The 14,897-nt window shown below is 55.2% G+C and carries 14 protein-coding genes; 3 read left to right on the plus strand and 11 right to left on the minus strand.

The window, feature by feature from the left end:
* Positions 1-239 precede the first annotated feature (239 nt).
* The 11 genes from AB5Y86_RS16905 to AB5Y86_RS16955 all read right to left on the minus strand — a co-directional run bounded on the left by AB5Y86_RS16905 (position 240) and on the right by AB5Y86_RS16955 (position 11,884).
* Complete coding sequence (locus AB5Y86_RS16905) at positions 240-2,573, minus strand: AAA family ATPase (RefSeq protein WP_181269475.1); 2,334 nt, start codon at positions 2,571-2,573, stop codon at positions 240-242.
* On the minus strand, positions 2,548-3,213 hold the full coding sequence (locus AB5Y86_RS16910) for an ABC-three component system middle component 1 (protein ID WP_368193502.1): 666 nt from the start codon (positions 3,211-3,213) through the stop codon (positions 2,548-2,550). Before AB5Y86_RS16910 ends, AB5Y86_RS16905 begins: the two co-directional genes overlap by 26 nt.
* A complete protein-coding gene (locus AB5Y86_RS16915) occupies positions 3,194-4,426 on the minus strand; it encodes an ABC-three component system protein (protein WP_368193504.1) in 1,233 nt (410 codons plus the stop codon). The genes AB5Y86_RS16910 and AB5Y86_RS16915 overlap by 20 nt, the downstream gene beginning before the upstream one ends.
* 1,106 nt (positions 4,427-5,532) lie before the next feature.
* Positions 5,533-6,288, minus strand: a complete 756-nt coding sequence (locus AB5Y86_RS16920) for an ABC transporter substrate-binding protein (RefSeq protein ID WP_157160527.1) — start codon at positions 6,286-6,288, stop codon at positions 5,533-5,535.
* Between the two features lie 139 nt (positions 6,289-6,427).
* Positions 6,428-7,174: an ABC transporter substrate-binding protein gene (locus AB5Y86_RS16925; protein ID WP_139442610.1), complete on the minus strand. Its 747-nt coding sequence runs from the start codon at positions 7,172-7,174 to the stop codon at positions 6,428-6,430.
* A gap of 130 nt (positions 7,175-7,304) precedes the next feature.
* A complete protein-coding gene (locus tag AB5Y86_RS16930) occupies positions 7,305-8,051 on the minus strand; it encodes an ABC transporter substrate-binding protein (protein WP_064336340.1) in 747 nt (248 codons plus the stop codon).
* A gap of 71 nt (positions 8,052-8,122) precedes the next feature.
* Positions 8,123-8,641 carry a GDYXXLXY domain-containing protein gene (locus AB5Y86_RS16935; RefSeq protein ID WP_368193505.1) on the minus strand — a complete coding sequence of 173 codons (519 nt, stop codon included), beginning with the start codon at positions 8,639-8,641 and terminating at the stop codon, positions 8,123-8,125.
* The gene (locus AB5Y86_RS16940) at positions 8,638-9,642 is read right to left on the minus strand and encodes a DUF4401 domain-containing protein (protein ID WP_368193507.1); all 1,005 of its coding nucleotides are present in this window, start codon (positions 9,640-9,642) and stop codon (positions 8,638-8,640) included. Before AB5Y86_RS16940 ends, AB5Y86_RS16935 begins: the two co-directional genes overlap by 4 nt.
* A complete protein-coding gene (locus AB5Y86_RS16945; protein ID WP_368193509.1) occupies positions 9,635-10,573 on the minus strand; it encodes a DUF2157 domain-containing protein in 939 nt (312 codons plus the stop codon). Before AB5Y86_RS16945 ends, AB5Y86_RS16940 begins: the two co-directional genes overlap by 8 nt.
* A gap of 164 nt (positions 10,574-10,737) precedes the next feature.
* Complete coding sequence (locus AB5Y86_RS16950; RefSeq protein ID WP_005337386.1) at positions 10,738-11,295, minus strand: TMEM165/GDT1 family protein; 558 nt, start codon at positions 11,293-11,295, stop codon at positions 10,738-10,740.
* A gap of 259 nt (positions 11,296-11,554) precedes the next feature.
* Positions 11,555-11,884 (minus strand): translation initiation factor, encoded by a 330-nt coding sequence (locus AB5Y86_RS16955; RefSeq protein WP_005337385.1) that lies wholly within the window; start codon positions 11,882-11,884, stop codon positions 11,555-11,557.
* Positions 11,885-12,003: 119 nt separating this feature from the next.
* Between AB5Y86_RS16955 and AB5Y86_RS16960 the strand changes: the two genes are divergently transcribed.
* The 3 genes from AB5Y86_RS16960 to AB5Y86_RS16970 all read left to right on the plus strand — a co-directional run bounded on the left by AB5Y86_RS16960 (position 12,004) and on the right by AB5Y86_RS16970 (position 14,866).
* Positions 12,004-12,231 (plus strand): FeoA family protein, encoded by a 228-nt coding sequence (locus tag AB5Y86_RS16960; RefSeq protein WP_005337384.1) that lies wholly within the window; start codon positions 12,004-12,006, stop codon positions 12,229-12,231.
* A gap of 128 nt (positions 12,232-12,359) precedes the next feature.
* A complete protein-coding gene (gene feoB, locus AB5Y86_RS16965; protein WP_368193511.1) occupies positions 12,360-14,630 on the plus strand; it encodes a Fe(2+) transporter permease subunit FeoB in 2,271 nt (756 codons plus the stop codon).
* Entirely contained in the window at positions 14,627-14,866 is a 240-nt protein-coding gene (locus AB5Y86_RS16970) for a FeoC-like transcriptional regulator (RefSeq protein WP_005350974.1), read from the plus strand. Before feoB ends, AB5Y86_RS16970 begins: the two co-directional genes overlap by 4 nt.
* The last annotated feature ends 31 nt before the right edge of the window (positions 14,867-14,897 follow it).

Genomic DNA, 14,897 nt, shown 5'->3' on the forward strand with positions numbered 1-14,897 from the left:
AGCCAATAAAAAACCGCAGCCCTTGGGCTGCGGTTTTTGTTTGTGTCTCTTCCCTCGACACCTCTTAAGCCTCTGCGATCGGCTAAGCCTCGGTGGCCTGCGCTCTGATCCCCTCTCCCCTTGCGGGAGAGGGTTAGGGTGAGGGGGGCTAACGTCATTTCTCGGCTGAATATCGTCCTACGCCTTAATGGCATGGCTTCGATATGCTGGTTGCGAGGGTTAATAGCCACGGGCGACTGTTACGAAGCGTCTTTCGCCAAGAGCTGCATGTTGAGTGAACTTGTTTTTAAGCCTGCTCTGTTGAACCTATAGCGCATGTATGCAGAGATATCGTCCTCGTGGGAGGAGACAATCAACTGACAATGCTTGAGTTCGCAACGGAGTAGATCGGTCAAGGAAGCAACGTTGATTTCATCCAGAGATTGCGACGGATCATCAATCAAGATGAGAGGTACCTTAGCATAGACCTTGTTGAGTGAGAGAAAGAAGGCAAGGCTAAGAGCTGACACCTGACCAGAGCTCATGGACATGACCGCATCGTGTTCAGACTTCTCGGCAGTCAGAAATCTCAGCTGTGTACCTTCGCGGCTCTCGATAAATAGACCCAGACCACGCTGGTAGTTTTGGATAAGTCGGCCACTGTAGATATGGAATATGAGTTCAATAGCCGAAATTGTCTGGTCGGTATACCTTTGTTCTGTCTCCTTCAGTGTGTCGCGGAGTGTTTTGATTTTAATTTGTGCTTTTTGCGCCGCTAGGGTTTCTTTTTCGATAAGTTTAAGATCGGAAATACAGGTTTGGAGACGAGCATTTTGAGCCTCGTTGGCTTTAATCGATATGTACAGCTCTTTATCCTTTAGGTCTTCAGCCGTGATTATGTAGAAGTCCTGCAAGTCTTTAAAGGCGCTATTTGTTGTTTCTCGCCAGTCCTCTGGCAGCGCTAAAGCATCAGCTTCAACCTGTTTTTTATTCCTTAGAATCGCTTTGAATTTTTCAAGTCGCTCATTTACTACCTCATCAATTTCAGTAAATGAGTCAGTAAATTGAATATTGTCACTTTGCAGCTTTTCCATTAGCTGGGTTATTGCTGGGAGTCGAAGCTTAAGTTTGGTCAGCTCTGCATGAAGCTTGGGTTCAAATGTTGGCTTGAGAAGTTTCAAACTGTCTTGGATCTGGATGTCGATGAGCTTCAGCTCAGCGCCCATAGTAGCGATAAGGTTAACTAAGTCCTTACCGTCTTTGCTTAGTGATTCAGAGATCTGCTTGGTTCTTGCGTCAATGGCATCCACCATTGATTTGTGATCTTCCCAGTCTGCGCCACAGAGAGGGCAAAACTGATCATCGGGATAGGACTTCTTATGTTCATCAATCAGCTGTCTTTTCAGACGTTCCAATTCGGCTACGACGTTCGCATTGGTGCTGCTTCTTTCGTGGAGGCTATTTCGGGATTCAATTTGTAACTCAAACCACTCAAGGCGCCCATCCGCCCAGTTAGGTAATGATCTGGCTTCTTCGAGTTTGATTGCAGTAGCACCGCGCTTGATGATTTTTGCTGAACTCTCTAACTCATCAATTATCTTCTTGATAGCATCAAGCACATCAAGCTTGTTTAAGTCTTTACCAAACTGAGCCAAGCTTCTCAGTGATTCCTCATTGAGATCAATTTCGGCATCGATTGTCTCGTTGTGAACCCTAGTTTTTATAGTGGCTTTGAGCGGTAGAAGAGCAATAATTTTGCGAACTGATTCCTGATAGGATGTATGATCTGCCGCTGAGTACGTTGAGAATAGGATCTCCCTGTCCCATATTGGTTGGACATCAGTCGTGGAGAGTTTTTTGTACTCAAGGTTACTTGTCTCTGCCTGCAATGTGCCTTTTAAGCTGGCTATCTCTTCTTTAAGTGATAAAGCTTTTCCTGTGCGTTCAGGATTGTTTATGTACCTTGTGAATTTATTGTATATGGTGTTGCAGTTTTCAATCTCGGTTTCGATATCACTGATGTTAAAGAGGTTTCCAAGTTTATCCTTGCGTTCGTCTACTCGAGTGTGTAATAGTCGGTTTTGTCCTTGTTCCAGATAGTTAAGGAAGGAGAAGTTTTCCCTGAAGTTTTTACCAAAAACTTCGTCAAGGAAGTTGTTGTCTCGCAGATTAATCTTTGTAAAATCAGATGATTCAAATTCCGGCAGCTGGTAAAGCTTAAAGTTTTCATACTTGTCTGCACGATTGTTCGCTGGTTTTTTGAATATTGCAACTGGGCAATGTCTTGCTAAAACAAGTTTGCGCTCATCATTAATAAATTCAATTTTAATGTAGAGGTCGTTCTCTCCGGAGCGATTGTTCCAGAAAAGATTATCTGTGTAGTCTCTCTTGTTTCTGGTTAATAATGTATTGAATAGGTTTTGTATTCGACTGATTTGGCCGGTGAGTAGCAGCTCTATTGCATCAAAGATGCTTGTTTTACCATAACCGTTAGGACCGTCCAAAGTTAGCAAGGACGACTCGCCAAGGTCCAAATAGATATGCTTGAATGCTTTGAAACTAGAGACTTCAATCTTGGATATTTGCCAGTTCATTTTTAATCATTTCCTTGATAATTTCGTCGGCATTTTTGTCTGTAACTGTTTGGATAGTCGAATATGTATCGTTCAGGCCAGCTTCTGCAACGGACTCAATTGCTTGTAGCCTCAAGGCCACAAGGTTTCCTTGGTGACTTGGTAGCTCTAAAAAAGGAAGTTTGATAAATATCTTTGCCGCGAAGCTGTATTGTGTGGCGACAAGAGGGTTGTCTTTGTAGTTAAGAAATTCCTTTTTGTCTGCAATCACAGATACCAGTTTGTCGAACGTAAAATCAGTTAGAACACTTTCCTCTGCAATACTGTAATAAAGGACATATTTTTTATAAAAATGTGGATCTTCCTCGATGGCGAATATTTTTCCTTCGTGTTCCTTGAACTCGGACAGAACGTCAAGGCGATGAATGCAAATCAAGTCGCAGTTTTTCTTAAAGCTTGGATTTCTGAGAAATTCTTCAGGTGCAAGGTGATTGATTTTGTTATTCAGCTCGCCGGGGTCTGGTAGGTCGTCAAGATTATGTATGACTGCGAACCTGATGGCAGTTCCAGACTCGCGAATGTAAAAGCTTGTGGTATCCAGTTCGCGTTGACACACAAAATTATGGGCAACAAGTGCTTCATCAATGAGTTGCTTTATCATTCAGTCGGTCCTCCGCTTCGTCCTTTGTTATTACGCTAATGCATAGCGACTTGATAATGTTGCTTGCAAGCATTGCAGTGGTCTGCTTGTTGTCGTAGTCATCCGAGTTTGTGAATTTTGTATTAAACGTGAATGAGGCCTCTGCTTTGCTGGCGATTAGATGGTTGTACTCAAAAAGGAGTCTCAGCAGAGCTCCGTTGTTTTTCATTTCATTGATCATGTCAGACTCACACTCTTCGCTTTCATCCACGTCAAGAGCGGTAGGCACGTAGAACTGATTTTTGCTATCGAGGTAGTGCGGGAGATGGTTGAATATGGGCTCCACCGAAATAGCCTGTATGAGCTTGGTGTATCGCCTGATATCGTTCGTCTGAACGTCTTGAAACCGCTCGGATGGCTTCATCATCTGGCATAGCGTTTTTAATTCGTTGATGGGCGTTTCGCGTATGTGATCACACAAGCGTCTAGCTCTCTCATAAGTGGCGTCATTCATTGTTGGTAGCGCTTTATCCAGCCTTTCTTCTAGATGGGTTAGGAGCCTACTCTTTAATTCAACTGCATAGTAGTCCCTATTCTGATAGGGGTTTTCATTCAGCAGATCAGCTAAAAGGCTACTGGCTTTGATGCGATTTTCGTATGCGGCTCTGGCTTCTCGGACTCCGTCAACTTGATTTAGTTTATGGCAATGTATTGCGATGGTGCTTATTTTTTCTGACAGTAAGCAGTAGTTAAAGTTTATAAGGTTATCACTGACAGTGATGGACTGTTTTTCACATACTTTTTTTATAAGTTCTTTGGTTAAGCCTTCAATTTCACCCAGTCCACAATAATATTTATCTCCGTATCGGTAAATTTTTACTGTTTCTCCACTAGCGCCTATGTGATCATCTGTATTATCTAGCTGGACGGATACGTGAAAGTAACGGGTCGTCCCTTTTATTTTGTCTAATTCGATTAAAGTGGACTGCTCTAGCGCCTTGGTGTAGCCACTACGATATTTGCTAATCTTCGCTTTTACTTGATGGGCGGTATGTAGTTTTCCATTTTTATAAATAGCAAAATCGTCGCTACTGTCTAGCTGAAGTTCGAAGTCTAAGTCATCATCGTAAATAAGTTTAAGTGAGTGATATAGCGCAATTTTCCCTTGATAAACGAAACCGCTCCACGAGGATATGGCGCTGGCTGGATATTTTTCATCATCTTCTTGGCTCACATTAAATCCTTTTTGACTTTTTGATTAACATGGGTGCACATGTTTTTTGGGGGTTATGATCATCTGGTTTTATAGGGCCGTACGTTCGATTAGCGAAGCGTAATCGGACGTTCGAGAAATAAGGTGTTATTACGGTGAGCTACTCACTATCGGGTCTTCAATATAAAACTGTTTCCTGATAGGGGTCTGTGCCGATTGCTGTTGTACTCATAATGATTTTTTCACCCATGCAACCACGTTGATGATTCTTGTTTCATCAGTGCGGCAATCTGGCCTCGCCATATGGCGGGCGAGGGGCCGGATCAGAGATAACGTCTCTCCCGATCACAGCCTCGAATACACCGGATGCTGTTAACCAACCTCGGTGCGGCGGGTTGGGAATTGCCCCCTGTTGTTCGCCGAGGTGAGACCGTTTGTCCAGGCCGCGAGGCAGGACGCCGAGCGAGCGCCGCTGGGCCATGGATGGCCCATCGGCGCGTGCCGTGGGACAAACGGGTGAACCGAGGGAACCCGACGCAGGAGGGCGAACAAGTGGGGGATTAGACCTTTGGTGACTTTGGGTCTTTCCAAAGTCACTCGCCAAGCCAAGCCGCGCAGCGGCGGCGAAACCTCGTCGAGGACGGAGTCCTCGTGTCCTGCATGGCGAAGCCATGCCAATTAGGGGGGCGATATTCCGCCATGTAATGACGTTACCGACCCCTCACCCTAGCCCTCTCCCGCAAGGGGAGAGGGGACGGTTACCGCGGACGATTACGCTTCGCTAATCGACCCTACGCTAAAGTGGCTACCGCCCCTGACTGTCGCTACCAGATTGCGCCGTTGACCATTGATCTCGGAAAAGGGGTCAACAGACGCCCGTCGCCATATTACGGAGCCAGAGTGGTCTTATCTATGGTTTTGATGAGCTAACTATCAGAAAAGAGTGATTTTTTGCGCTGGCACAAACTTTTATTAATTAGTGATTAGTTGTTGGTTGTCGGGGCTTGGCAGTGGCAGGGTGGTGGGGTGACGCCGCGAGGGGAGCGCAAACGGTAAAGAAGGGGAGCGCAAACGGAAAAAAGCGAAGGGGCCCTTGATGGGCCCCTTGTTGTTGGCGTTCGACGTCGCTATTTGGCGGCGGGGGTTGGGAAGTATTTGCTGTGCAGCAGCGGGTATTCGCTGCTTGCCAGCACCTGGGTCAAGCCGGTCTGGAACTCCTTGACCAGCTCGTCGCTCACCGGATGGCTGAAGGCGAAGCAGAGCTGCTCCGAGCTCAGCACCCACTGCTCCTTGAAGCTGGCTGGGTCGATCTTTTGCTCTGCGACCAGCATCTCCATGGTGGTCTTGTGAGTTGACAGCAGATCAACCCGGCCGGAGGTGAGCATCTTCAGCGCCTGTGATAGCCGATTGGCAGTCATCAGCCTGGTCTCGTCAAAGCCGTTGTTGAGCAGCAGCTGTTCCCCCACATCGGCTCGCACCGCCCCGATATTGAACGCCTTGGCATCGTCGAGCTTGGTGATGGTGATATTGCGCTGGGCCAACCCTACCAGCACGACTTCGATATAGCCGACGGGACAGGCCCACTTGAACAGGGGATCCCGCGCCTGGGTGCGGGCGGTGGAGAAGAGCACTGCATTGGGTTTTTGGGTCAGCAGGTAGTAGCCGCGCGCCCAGGGCATGATGGTGATGGGCTGCGCCGGCGTGTTGGTCTTTTTCCACACCAGTTGCAGCAGCTCGACCGCGAGGCCGGTGGGGGCGCCGCTGGCATCGGCGTAGTTGTAGGGTTTGTACTCTTCGGTGATGTAGTGCAGTTTGCCGAGCTCAGGACTCGCCTGTGCGAGGGTGGCCAGCAGCGCCCCGGCCAATCCAATCCATGGTTTCATTTTTGCCATCCTGATCAAGGGAATATCTGCTCAAGTGTGACCAAGCTGGCCGATTTCGCCAAGGCGACGGAGCATGTTTGGCAAAAAAGCGCGAGGGGCGGCCGCCATCCCACGCTCTATGTCGGCGGCGTTCGGGGCGTTAGCGCAGCGGCAGGTATTTGGCTTGCAGGGCCGAGAAATCCGCCGAGGCGACGACATGGGTCAGCGCCTGCTGAAAGAGGGCGACCTCGCTGTCGGGCACCTGACGGCTGAAGGCGTAGCAGAGCGGTCTGGCATCCAGCACGAAGGCGACATGAAAGTCATCCGGCTTGAAGCCGAGCTGCTGCAGAGTTTGATAACCCGCGAGCTTGTTGGTCGCAAACAGATCGGCGCGACCTGAGGTGAGCATTTTGGCCGCCTGGGTGAGGCGGTTGGCCAGCATCAGCTGGCGCTCATCGATACCGCGTTCGAGCAGCAGCTGTTTGGAGACGGTGGAGCGCACCACGCCGACCTTGTAGCGGCTGATCTCGGCCTCCGAGCCGAGGGTGATGTTGTCCGCCTTGCGCCCCAGCAGCACAAATTCCGAGTGATCGATGGGGCAGGCCCACTTGAAAAGCGCCTCCCGCTGCGGGGTGCGGGCGGTGGCAAACAGCACCACATTGGGTTTTTGTTGCAGCAGGTTGTAGCCCCGAGCCCAGGGCATAATGCGGATGGGCTGGGGCGACACGCCGCGCGCTTTCCAGATAAGCTGCATCAGCTCTACCGACAATCCGGTTGGCATCCCTTGCTGGTCGCTGAAATTAAACGGGGGAGAGATTTCGCTCAGATACTCGAGCTTGCCCGGATCGGCCTGCGCGAAGGTGGCCCACAAGAGCAGTAGCAGATGAGGTAGGTGCCATGTCCGCACGGGAAAGATCCTTCGCAATCAACTATGTAGCCCAGTTTGACTGCTTGTGGCGGGAATAGCTAGCCACCTCTATTGCATCTTTCATCAATAAACTGGGCAGCGAACTGCTGCCCAGCGGGTGAGTGAGTGCTCAGCGCACCGGCAGGTATTTGGCCTGCAATTTTCGAAACTCCTCCGAGGCAAGGGCGCGGGTCAGGCCCTGCTGAAAGAGGGTGATCTCGCTGTCGGGCACCTGACGGCTGAAGGCGTAGCAGAGCTGCTCGGCGCTCAGCACCATGGCCACGTTGAAGTCGTCGCTATTGAGCTTCAATTCGCGGATGGCATCATATCCCGCCAGCTTGCTGGTGGCGAGCAGGTCGGCGCGGCCGGAGAGCAGCATCTTCAACCCCTGCGACAGGCGGTTGGCCGGGATGATGTTGTTGTCATCCATGCCGTTGTTGAGCAGCAGCTGCTCGGCGGCATCCGAGCGCACGGCGCTGATCTTGTACTGGCTCATCTGATCGAAGGCGGTCAGGGTGATGTTCTGCGCTTTGCGGCCCAGCAGTATGTACTCCGAGTAGCCGATGGGGCAGACCCACTTGAAGAGATCCTCCCGCGCCTGGGTGCGGGCGGTGGAGAAGAGCACCACGTTGGGCTTCTGGGTTAGCAAGTAATAACCTCGCGCCCAGGGCAGGATGCGCACCGGCTGGGGCGTCACGCCGCTGTGTTGCCAGATCATCTGCAGCAGATCGACCGCAAGGCCGGTGGGCTGGCCTTGCGGATCGCTGAAGTTGTAGGGGGGGTACTCTTCGGTGAGGTACTCGAGCTTGCCCAGATCAGCCCGGGCCGTCGAGGCCCAGCAGAGCAGCAACAGATGACAGATCAGCCATATCCTCATTGGGAACATCCTTAGCGATCAACCTTCCCTTGAGTGTGACCATGAACAGAGTAAATAGCCACTCACTGCCGTTACCAGCGGGCGCGGATCTGCCCGATGGGCTGGTAGGCCTCATCCCGCAGCCCCACCAGCAGGGTCTTGCCATCCGCTTGCAGCCGGAACTCGCCGTAGCGGGCCGCTTCGTACTGCTCCCCCGACCCCTCTTCAAAGAAGTAGGCATCGGGGCCAATCTGCCACTGTCGCTCGCTCTGGTGCACCTGCAATAGCCGCTCATCGCTGGCGAGCCGATCCGGTTTGCCATCGGCCACCAGACTGGCCACCTGATGGGCATCGAGGCGGATCACCAGGGTGTCGCTGCCCTTATTTTGAGTAGTACGGGCGTCGCGGCTGGTCAGCTCGCGGGCAATTTCATAGTTGAGCCGCATGTAATCCCCCTGCATCAGGGAGCGGGGATCGACCGGAGCGAGTCGCAGCAGCACCACTTCGCCGCTGCTCATGGCATGCTCATAGCGCCAGACGGTGGCATTGATGCCCGCCAGAATGGCGAGGCCGCTCAGCAACAGGGCGAGTTGTCGGGTGACGGGTTTCATGAGTCGCTCCTTGCCGCGAAGGTGGTGAGCAGCTGGCGGGCACTCAGCAGCAGGATGCCGGAGCCAAGCAGCAGCCAGGATTTGGTCATCAGGGTGAGCCCCAGGTCGTAGTAATAGAGCGAACCATAGCCGAGCAGCAGCAGGGCCGAGAGGGTCATCAGCCCCAGACTGCCGGCATAAAACCCGAGGATCAGCACCAGTGCGCCTGCCCCCATGCCGGGGATGATGGCACTGATCAGCACCAGCGGCAGGCCAAACAGCAGGGGGAGCCTCAGCTTCACCATCACCGCCAGCAGCAGGGCGGCGCAGATCAGCGGATTGAGCCAGAGCGGCAGGCGAGACAGCCCCAGTTCGTCCAGCATGCTGCTGCCGCCATCCCACAGCGGGTGGTGCAGGCGGCCCAGCACCAGCAGGGAGAGGGCGAGCCCCAACGTGATGGAGTGATAGAGCTGGTGGCGCTCTGGGTCCCTATCTGCCCGCAGCCAGCAGAAGGTGATGGCCGCCATCACCAGCGGCAGGGCCAGCAGTTGCAGCCCGAGGCAGGCGAGGCCAAGGGTCAGCAGCAAGGCCGCCGCCACGCTGTGAAACAGCCGCACCAGCCAGTGATCGAACAGCACGGCGATGGCAAGGGAGAGCAGGCACAACCCAAACCAGAGCAGGGCGTGATGAAGATCAAGCTGATCGAGCAGGCCATAGAGCAGCCAGGCATCAGCCGCCAGGGTGAGGGCCAGCACGAACTGATCCCAGAGATCGCCGCTTTGGCTGCGATTGAGGGCGTAGGCCCCCGCCAGCAGCACGGCCCCCAGCAGCAGGGCGCTGTTGGCCTCGCGGGTCAGCTGCTCGAAGGTGAGAAACAGGAAAAAGAGCAGGAACAGGGCGGCAATCCAGCCCACCAGCCCGAGCAGAAAGCGGCTCGACCAGTGGGGCTGGGTATCACGGGGCTGATCCCCTTCCACCAGATTGGCCTGTTGCAGTGCTTGCCAAAGGGTCAGATCACTCATGAGACCTCCGTTGTTGTTGCAGCCAGCGGGCGGCGGTGACAGAAAGGCCGATGGCAATCAGGCTCAGCAGCAAGAAGCCGTTGATGTCGGGCTCCATCCACTTGCCCAGCGCCGCGAGGATGACGGCAATCAGACTGAGGCACCCCATGGCGAGTCCGGCGATAAATTTGTGGTGCCACAAGGCATAGGCCGCAGCGAGCCAGCCAAGCCAGAGTGGCCACACCAGCGCAGAGGCGGCATCAAACAGCGCCAGCAGGGTGAGCAGGGTAGCTCCCAGACCGGCAGCAAGGCCCGCCAGCCAGCTCGGCATCAGGCGCCAGCGGGCTGGCGCCAGCAGAAGCAGACCCCAGAGGGCGGCGTTGAGCAGGGTAAGGCACCAGCCCAATCCCTCTTCATCGAAGGTAAAGAAGAACGTGAACAAACCGAGCCGCCAGTAGAGCACCAGCGCCAACTGGCCGAGCAGCCAGCTTAAGGTCCAGAGCAGGGGACTTTGGCCAAATGCCGCCAGCGGCACCAGCATCAGCGCCCAGGTGGCGAACAGCTGCCAGGGATCAGCGCCGGTCTGGTAGGTCTGACCCACCAGCGCCAGCAGGGCGCCGATATTGAGGGCGATGGCGAGCAGCAGCGCCTGACGGGGGGTATCCCCAAGGGGCTTTCGCCACAGCAGAAGCAGCATGGCGAGCAGCGGCGCCTCCAGCAGGGCGAGGCGGGAGACCCGGCCCAGCTCTTGCCAGTTGAAGGCGACGAAGAAGATGAGGCCAGCCCCGATGCAGAGGGCACCGAGCCAGAGCAGCAGCCGGTCAAACAGCCACTGCCAGCGCGCCGGATGGGGGGGAAGATCGGTGAGGGTCAGGGCGTCCGCCAGCTTCTCTGGCGCCAGCCGTCCCTGTTTGACCCATTCGAGAAGCGTCTCTCTTGATACGTTGTGCATGGGGGGACTCCACGAGGTTTGCCCCATTATGGCATGAGGCACCCGCAACCGTGCACTGCCCCTTGGCTGTAAGGCAGGTGGTTGCGACAGCGGATTACGCAATAGACACAGCAGCAAACAAAAAAGCCCTCCACAGGGGAGGGCTTGGTCAGCGGAAAAGGCGATCAGGCAAAGATCAGGGTGCTCACCCCGAGGCCGACGAAGAGGATGGCGCAGGCGATGCGGATCCCCTTGAGCGGCAGCTTGTCCGCCCCCAGCTTGCCGATCAGCACCACAGGCACGTTGGCCAGCATCATGCCGAGGGTGGTCCCGGTAATGACCTGCACCAGCGAGTCATACTTGGCGGCCAGCAATACGGTGGCGATCTGGGTCTTGTCACCAATCTCGGCGATGAAGAAGAGCACGAAGGTGGCCATAAAGGGGCCGTATTTATCCAGCGAGCTCTCCTCGTCATCCATCTTGTCCGGCACCAAAATCCAGATAGCCATGGCGATAAAGGCGATGGCGACCAGCCAGGTCATTATCTTGGGATCGAGCCAGCGGCTGATGAACTCACCAATCCAGGCAGCGCCCGCATGGTTGAGCAAGGTAGCCGCCAGCATGCCGGCGATGATGGGCCAGGGCTTGCGAAAACGGCAGATGAGCAGCAACGCCAACAGCTGGGTTTTATCGCCGATTTCGGCAATGGCGACGCTGAGGGTTGAGGTTAACAAGGCTTCCATAAAAATGACCGGGGGACGGAATTGTTATAAACCAAAGACAAGCCTGCGCCATCCGTCCCCGGTATTGGCACTGGCCCGTCAAAGGTCTTGTCAAATCCATGGCTGGCATGGATCACCCTGACCATGGTGATTTGGCACCAAGTATGTTGATCAGGGTCGCAAACCGATATTCATGCAATGGATGGCACCGGCGTGCGAGACTACTCCCCCTCGATGGGAGCGGGCATTCTAGGGAAAAACCGCATGAGTGACAAGGGGATCAGCCACCCACCAGCTTGACGCTGAAACCGGCTTTCTCCAGCTCGGTTTTGATCAGGTCCCGTTTATCCCCCTGGATCTCGATCACTCCCTCCTTGATACCACCACCGGTGCCGCACTTTTTCTTGAGCAGGGTGGCCAGGGATTTTTGCTGATCGGCGGGTACGCCATGAATGGTGATCACCCCGGCACCCTTGCGCCCCTTGGTCTCGCGGCGAATGCGCACGGTGCCGTCGGTGGGGAAGGGGGAGGCGGATTGGGGAGCGCTCTGCTCCTTGATCATGCCGCCATCTGTGCTGTAAACGAGGCGGCTGTTGTTGTCGTGACTCATGGCAATACTTTATGGGTTAGCTAAGCGGAGTTTGATTTTACTCAAATAAAAGTTGAAGACACAGCTTATAATGCCCCAAGTAAAAGCGAATTATTATTGTTTAACTTCAGGAGTCAGTCATGGTACTCACGCAGTTGTCACCGGGACAGAGTGCTCGCATCAAGAATATGAATCAGCTCGCCCGGCCGCTGCGCCGCAAACTGATGGTGATGGGCCTGTTGCCCCAGACTGAAGTCATCTATCTGCGCTCCGCCCCCCTGGGGGACCCGCTCCAGATCCAGTGCCAGGGGATCTGTCTCTCCATGCAAAAGAGTCTGGCCCAGCAAATAGAAGTCGAGCCGGTATAACCCGCTGCTCGGCTGCCGCTCCGGTCAAGAAAGTCACCGGGAGCGGTTCAGAGACAAGAAGTCGAACCTGCAAAGCGGCTTGCCACACGCACGCGGCGGGTTCAGAAGAAAAAAGAGGTAGAGCTGGTATGAATTATTCCCTGGTAACGGTAGGTAACCCCAATAGCGGCAAGACCTCCCTGTTCAACGCCCTGACCGGCGCCCGCCAGCAGGTAGGCAACTGGAGTGGTGTCACCGTCGACAAGAAGATGGGTGAGTTCAGCGCGGGTGAACATCACTTCAAGCTGATGGATCTGCCCGGTATCTATAGCCTGGCCAGTCAGGATGGCAGTCTGGACGAGCAGATCGCCAGCCGCTTTGCCCAGGGCCAACAACCCGACCTGCTGCTCAACGTCATCGACGCCGCCAATCTGGAGCGCTCCCTCTACCTCACGCTGCAACTGCGCGAACTGGGCCTGCCCATGGTGGTGGTGCTCAACAAGCTGGATATCCTGCAAAAGCGTCGCATCGTCATCGACGAGAGCAAGCTCGGCAAATCTCTCGGTTGCCCGGTGGTGGCCCTCTCTGCCCACAACAGCAAGCAGGTTGCCGCCTTCAAGCAGCAGATCCGCCAGTTTATCGGTCAGCCGCAAGCCGCCTTGCAGCTCGATTACGGCCACGCGCTTGAAACCGATCTGGCGGAGCTGGAGACCCTGCTCGCCCCGCATCACCTCACTACCCGTGGCCGCGCCCTGCGCCTGCTGGAAGAGGATGCGGTGATGCAGGAGACCCTGCTGCCCGGTCAGCAGGCGGCGGCCGCCAATGTAGTGGCTCGTGCCCATCAGGGACAGGATATCGACCTGCAACTGGCGGATATTCGCTACGGCCATATCCACCAGTGGGTACAACAGGCTCGTCAGCAGAAGGGCAAGCTCACCGAGGCCCAGAGCGAGTGGCTGGATCGGGTGCTGCTCAATCGCTTGATTGGCATCCCCTTCTTCCTGTTTGTCATGTACCTGATGTTCCTGTTTGCCATCAACGTTGGCAGCGCCTTTATCGACTTCTTTGACATCATGGGCGGCGCCCTGTTTGTCGATGGGGTGCACCACCTGCTGGGGCTGGTCAATGCCCCCGAGTGGCTGGGCGCCATTCTGGCAGACGGCTTTGGCGTTGGTTTGCAGACCGTGGCCACCTTTATTCCGGTGATTGGCTGCCTCTATCTCTTCCTCGCGGTGCTGGAGAGTTCAGGCTATCTGGCCCGCGCCGCCTTCGTGGTGGATGCCCTGATGCGCCGCCTCGGCCTGCCAGGCAAGGCGTTCGTGCCGATGCTGATGGGATTTGGCTGTACCGTCCCCTCAGTGATGGCGACCCGTACCCTTAACTCCGAGCGGGAGCGGCTGATGACCTCCGCCATGGCCCCCTTCATGTCGTGCGGTGCCCGTCTGCCGGTTTACGCCCTGTTTGCGGTGGCATTCTTCCCCGAGTCAGGTCAGAACCTGGTGTTCGGTCTCTACCTCATCGGCATTCTGGTGGCGGTGCTCACCGGCCTGTTGCTGCGCAGCACCCTGCTGCCGGGCAAGAGCGACTCCATGCTGATGGAGATGCCGGACTACGAGTGGCCGCGTCCGGTCAACGTTGCCATCAAGACCTGGCAGAAGCTCAAATCCTTCGTCTTTGGTGCCGGTAAAACCATCGTGCTGGTGGTTGCCGTGCTGAGCGTGCTTAACTCCCTGGGTACCGATGGCAGCTTTGGCCATCAGGAGCAGGAGAGCTCGGTCCTTAGCAAGATAAGCCAAGCGGTGACCCCGGTGCTGCACCCCATCGGTGTACGCGATGACAACTGGCAGGCCACGGTCGGTATCGTCACCGGTATCTTCGCCAAAGAGGCGGTGGTCGGTACCCTCAACAGCCTCTACGCCGGTGGTGGCGATGCAGAGGAGGAGAGCGAGTTCTCGCTGGTGGCCAGTTTCCACGAAGCGATCGATGCCGTGGCGGCCAATCTGGCGGAGATCAACCCGAGCGACCCCATGGGGCTTGATGTTGGCAACCTCGACGACCAGAAAGCTGCCGCCGAGGCGCAGGAGGTGGATGTCTCCACCTACGGCAATATGCAGACCCACTTCGACGGGGCGGCTGGTGCCTTTGCCTACCTCTTGTTCGTGCTGCTCTACATGCCTTGCGCCGCCGCCATGGGTGCCCTGGTGCGGGAAACCGGTCGCCAGTGGGCCCTCTTTACCGCGGCCTGGTGCAACTATATGGCCTTTATGTGCGCGACCCTCTTCTATCAGGTGGCCACCTTCGCCGCTCATCCGGAGCAGAGCCTGTTCTGGATCGTCAGCTATGGCCTCTCTCTGGTACTGCTCTGGTGGGCCGGTCGCCGTCACGGTGACATCGTTGCCCGCAAGGTGGTGACCTTATGATCCTGCGCGAGCTGGGGGATTACCTCGCCGCGCAGCAGAAGGTGAGCCGGCGTGATCTGGCTCGCCACTTCCACACCTCGGAAGATGCGGTGGAGGCCATGCTCGGCGTCTGGATGCGCAAGGGGCGGGTCATCAAGCGTGAAAGCCGGGTCTGTGGTGGCAGTTGCTGCGGCAAGAGCGAGGAGGTGATGTTCGAGTGGTGTGACGCGGGTCAGATTGGCATCAAGATCCGCTAAACGACTACCCAACCTCATCACCAAACATCGA

Origin of the sequence: Aeromonas sp. s8, assembly GCF_040907785.1 — a bacterium.
Classification (GTDB): Bacteria; Pseudomonadota; Gammaproteobacteria; order Enterobacterales; family Aeromonadaceae; genus Aeromonas; species Aeromonas veronii.

Bases quoted from the DNA above. Each gene is read 5' to 3' on its own strand.
- AB5Y86_RS16905 (WP_181269475.1), bottom strand. From the start codon at position 2,573: ATGAACTGGCAAATATCCAAGATTGAAGTCTCTAGTTTCAAAGCATTC.
- AB5Y86_RS16910 (WP_368193502.1), bottom strand. From the start codon at position 3,213: ATGATAAAGCAACTCATTGATGAAGCACTTGTTGCCCATAATTTTGTG.
- AB5Y86_RS16920 (WP_157160527.1), bottom strand. From the start codon at position 6,288: ATGAAACCATGGATTGGATTGGCCGGGGCGCTGCTGGCCACCCTCGCA.
- AB5Y86_RS16930 (WP_064336340.1), bottom strand. From the start codon at position 8,051: ATGAGGATATGGCTGATCTGTCATCTGTTGCTGCTCTGCTGGGCCTCG.
- AB5Y86_RS16935 (WP_368193505.1), bottom strand. From the start codon at position 8,641: ATGAAACCCGTCACCCGACAACTCGCCCTGTTGCTGAGCGGCCTCGCC.
- AB5Y86_RS16940 (WP_368193507.1), bottom strand. From the start codon at position 9,642: ATGAGTGATCTGACCCTTTGGCAAGCACTGCAACAGGCCAATCTGGTG.
- AB5Y86_RS16945 (WP_368193509.1), bottom strand. From the start codon at position 10,573: ATGCACAACGTATCAAGAGAGACGCTTCTCGAATGGGTCAAACAGGGA.
- AB5Y86_RS16950 (WP_005337386.1), bottom strand. From the start codon at position 11,295: ATGGAAGCCTTGTTAACCTCAACCCTCAGCGTCGCCATTGCCGAAATC.
- AB5Y86_RS16955 (WP_005337385.1), bottom strand. From the start codon at position 11,884: ATGAGTCACGACAACAACAGCCGCCTCGTTTACAGCACAGATGGCGGC.
- AB5Y86_RS16960 (WP_005337384.1), top strand. From the start codon at position 12,004: ATGGTACTCACGCAGTTGTCACCGGGACAGAGTGCTCGCATCAAGAAT.
- feoB (WP_368193511.1), top strand. From the start codon at position 12,360: ATGAATTATTCCCTGGTAACGGTAGGTAACCCCAATAGCGGCAAGACC.
- AB5Y86_RS16970 (WP_005350974.1), top strand. From the start codon at position 14,627: ATGATCCTGCGCGAGCTGGGGGATTACCTCGCCGCGCAGCAGAAGGTG.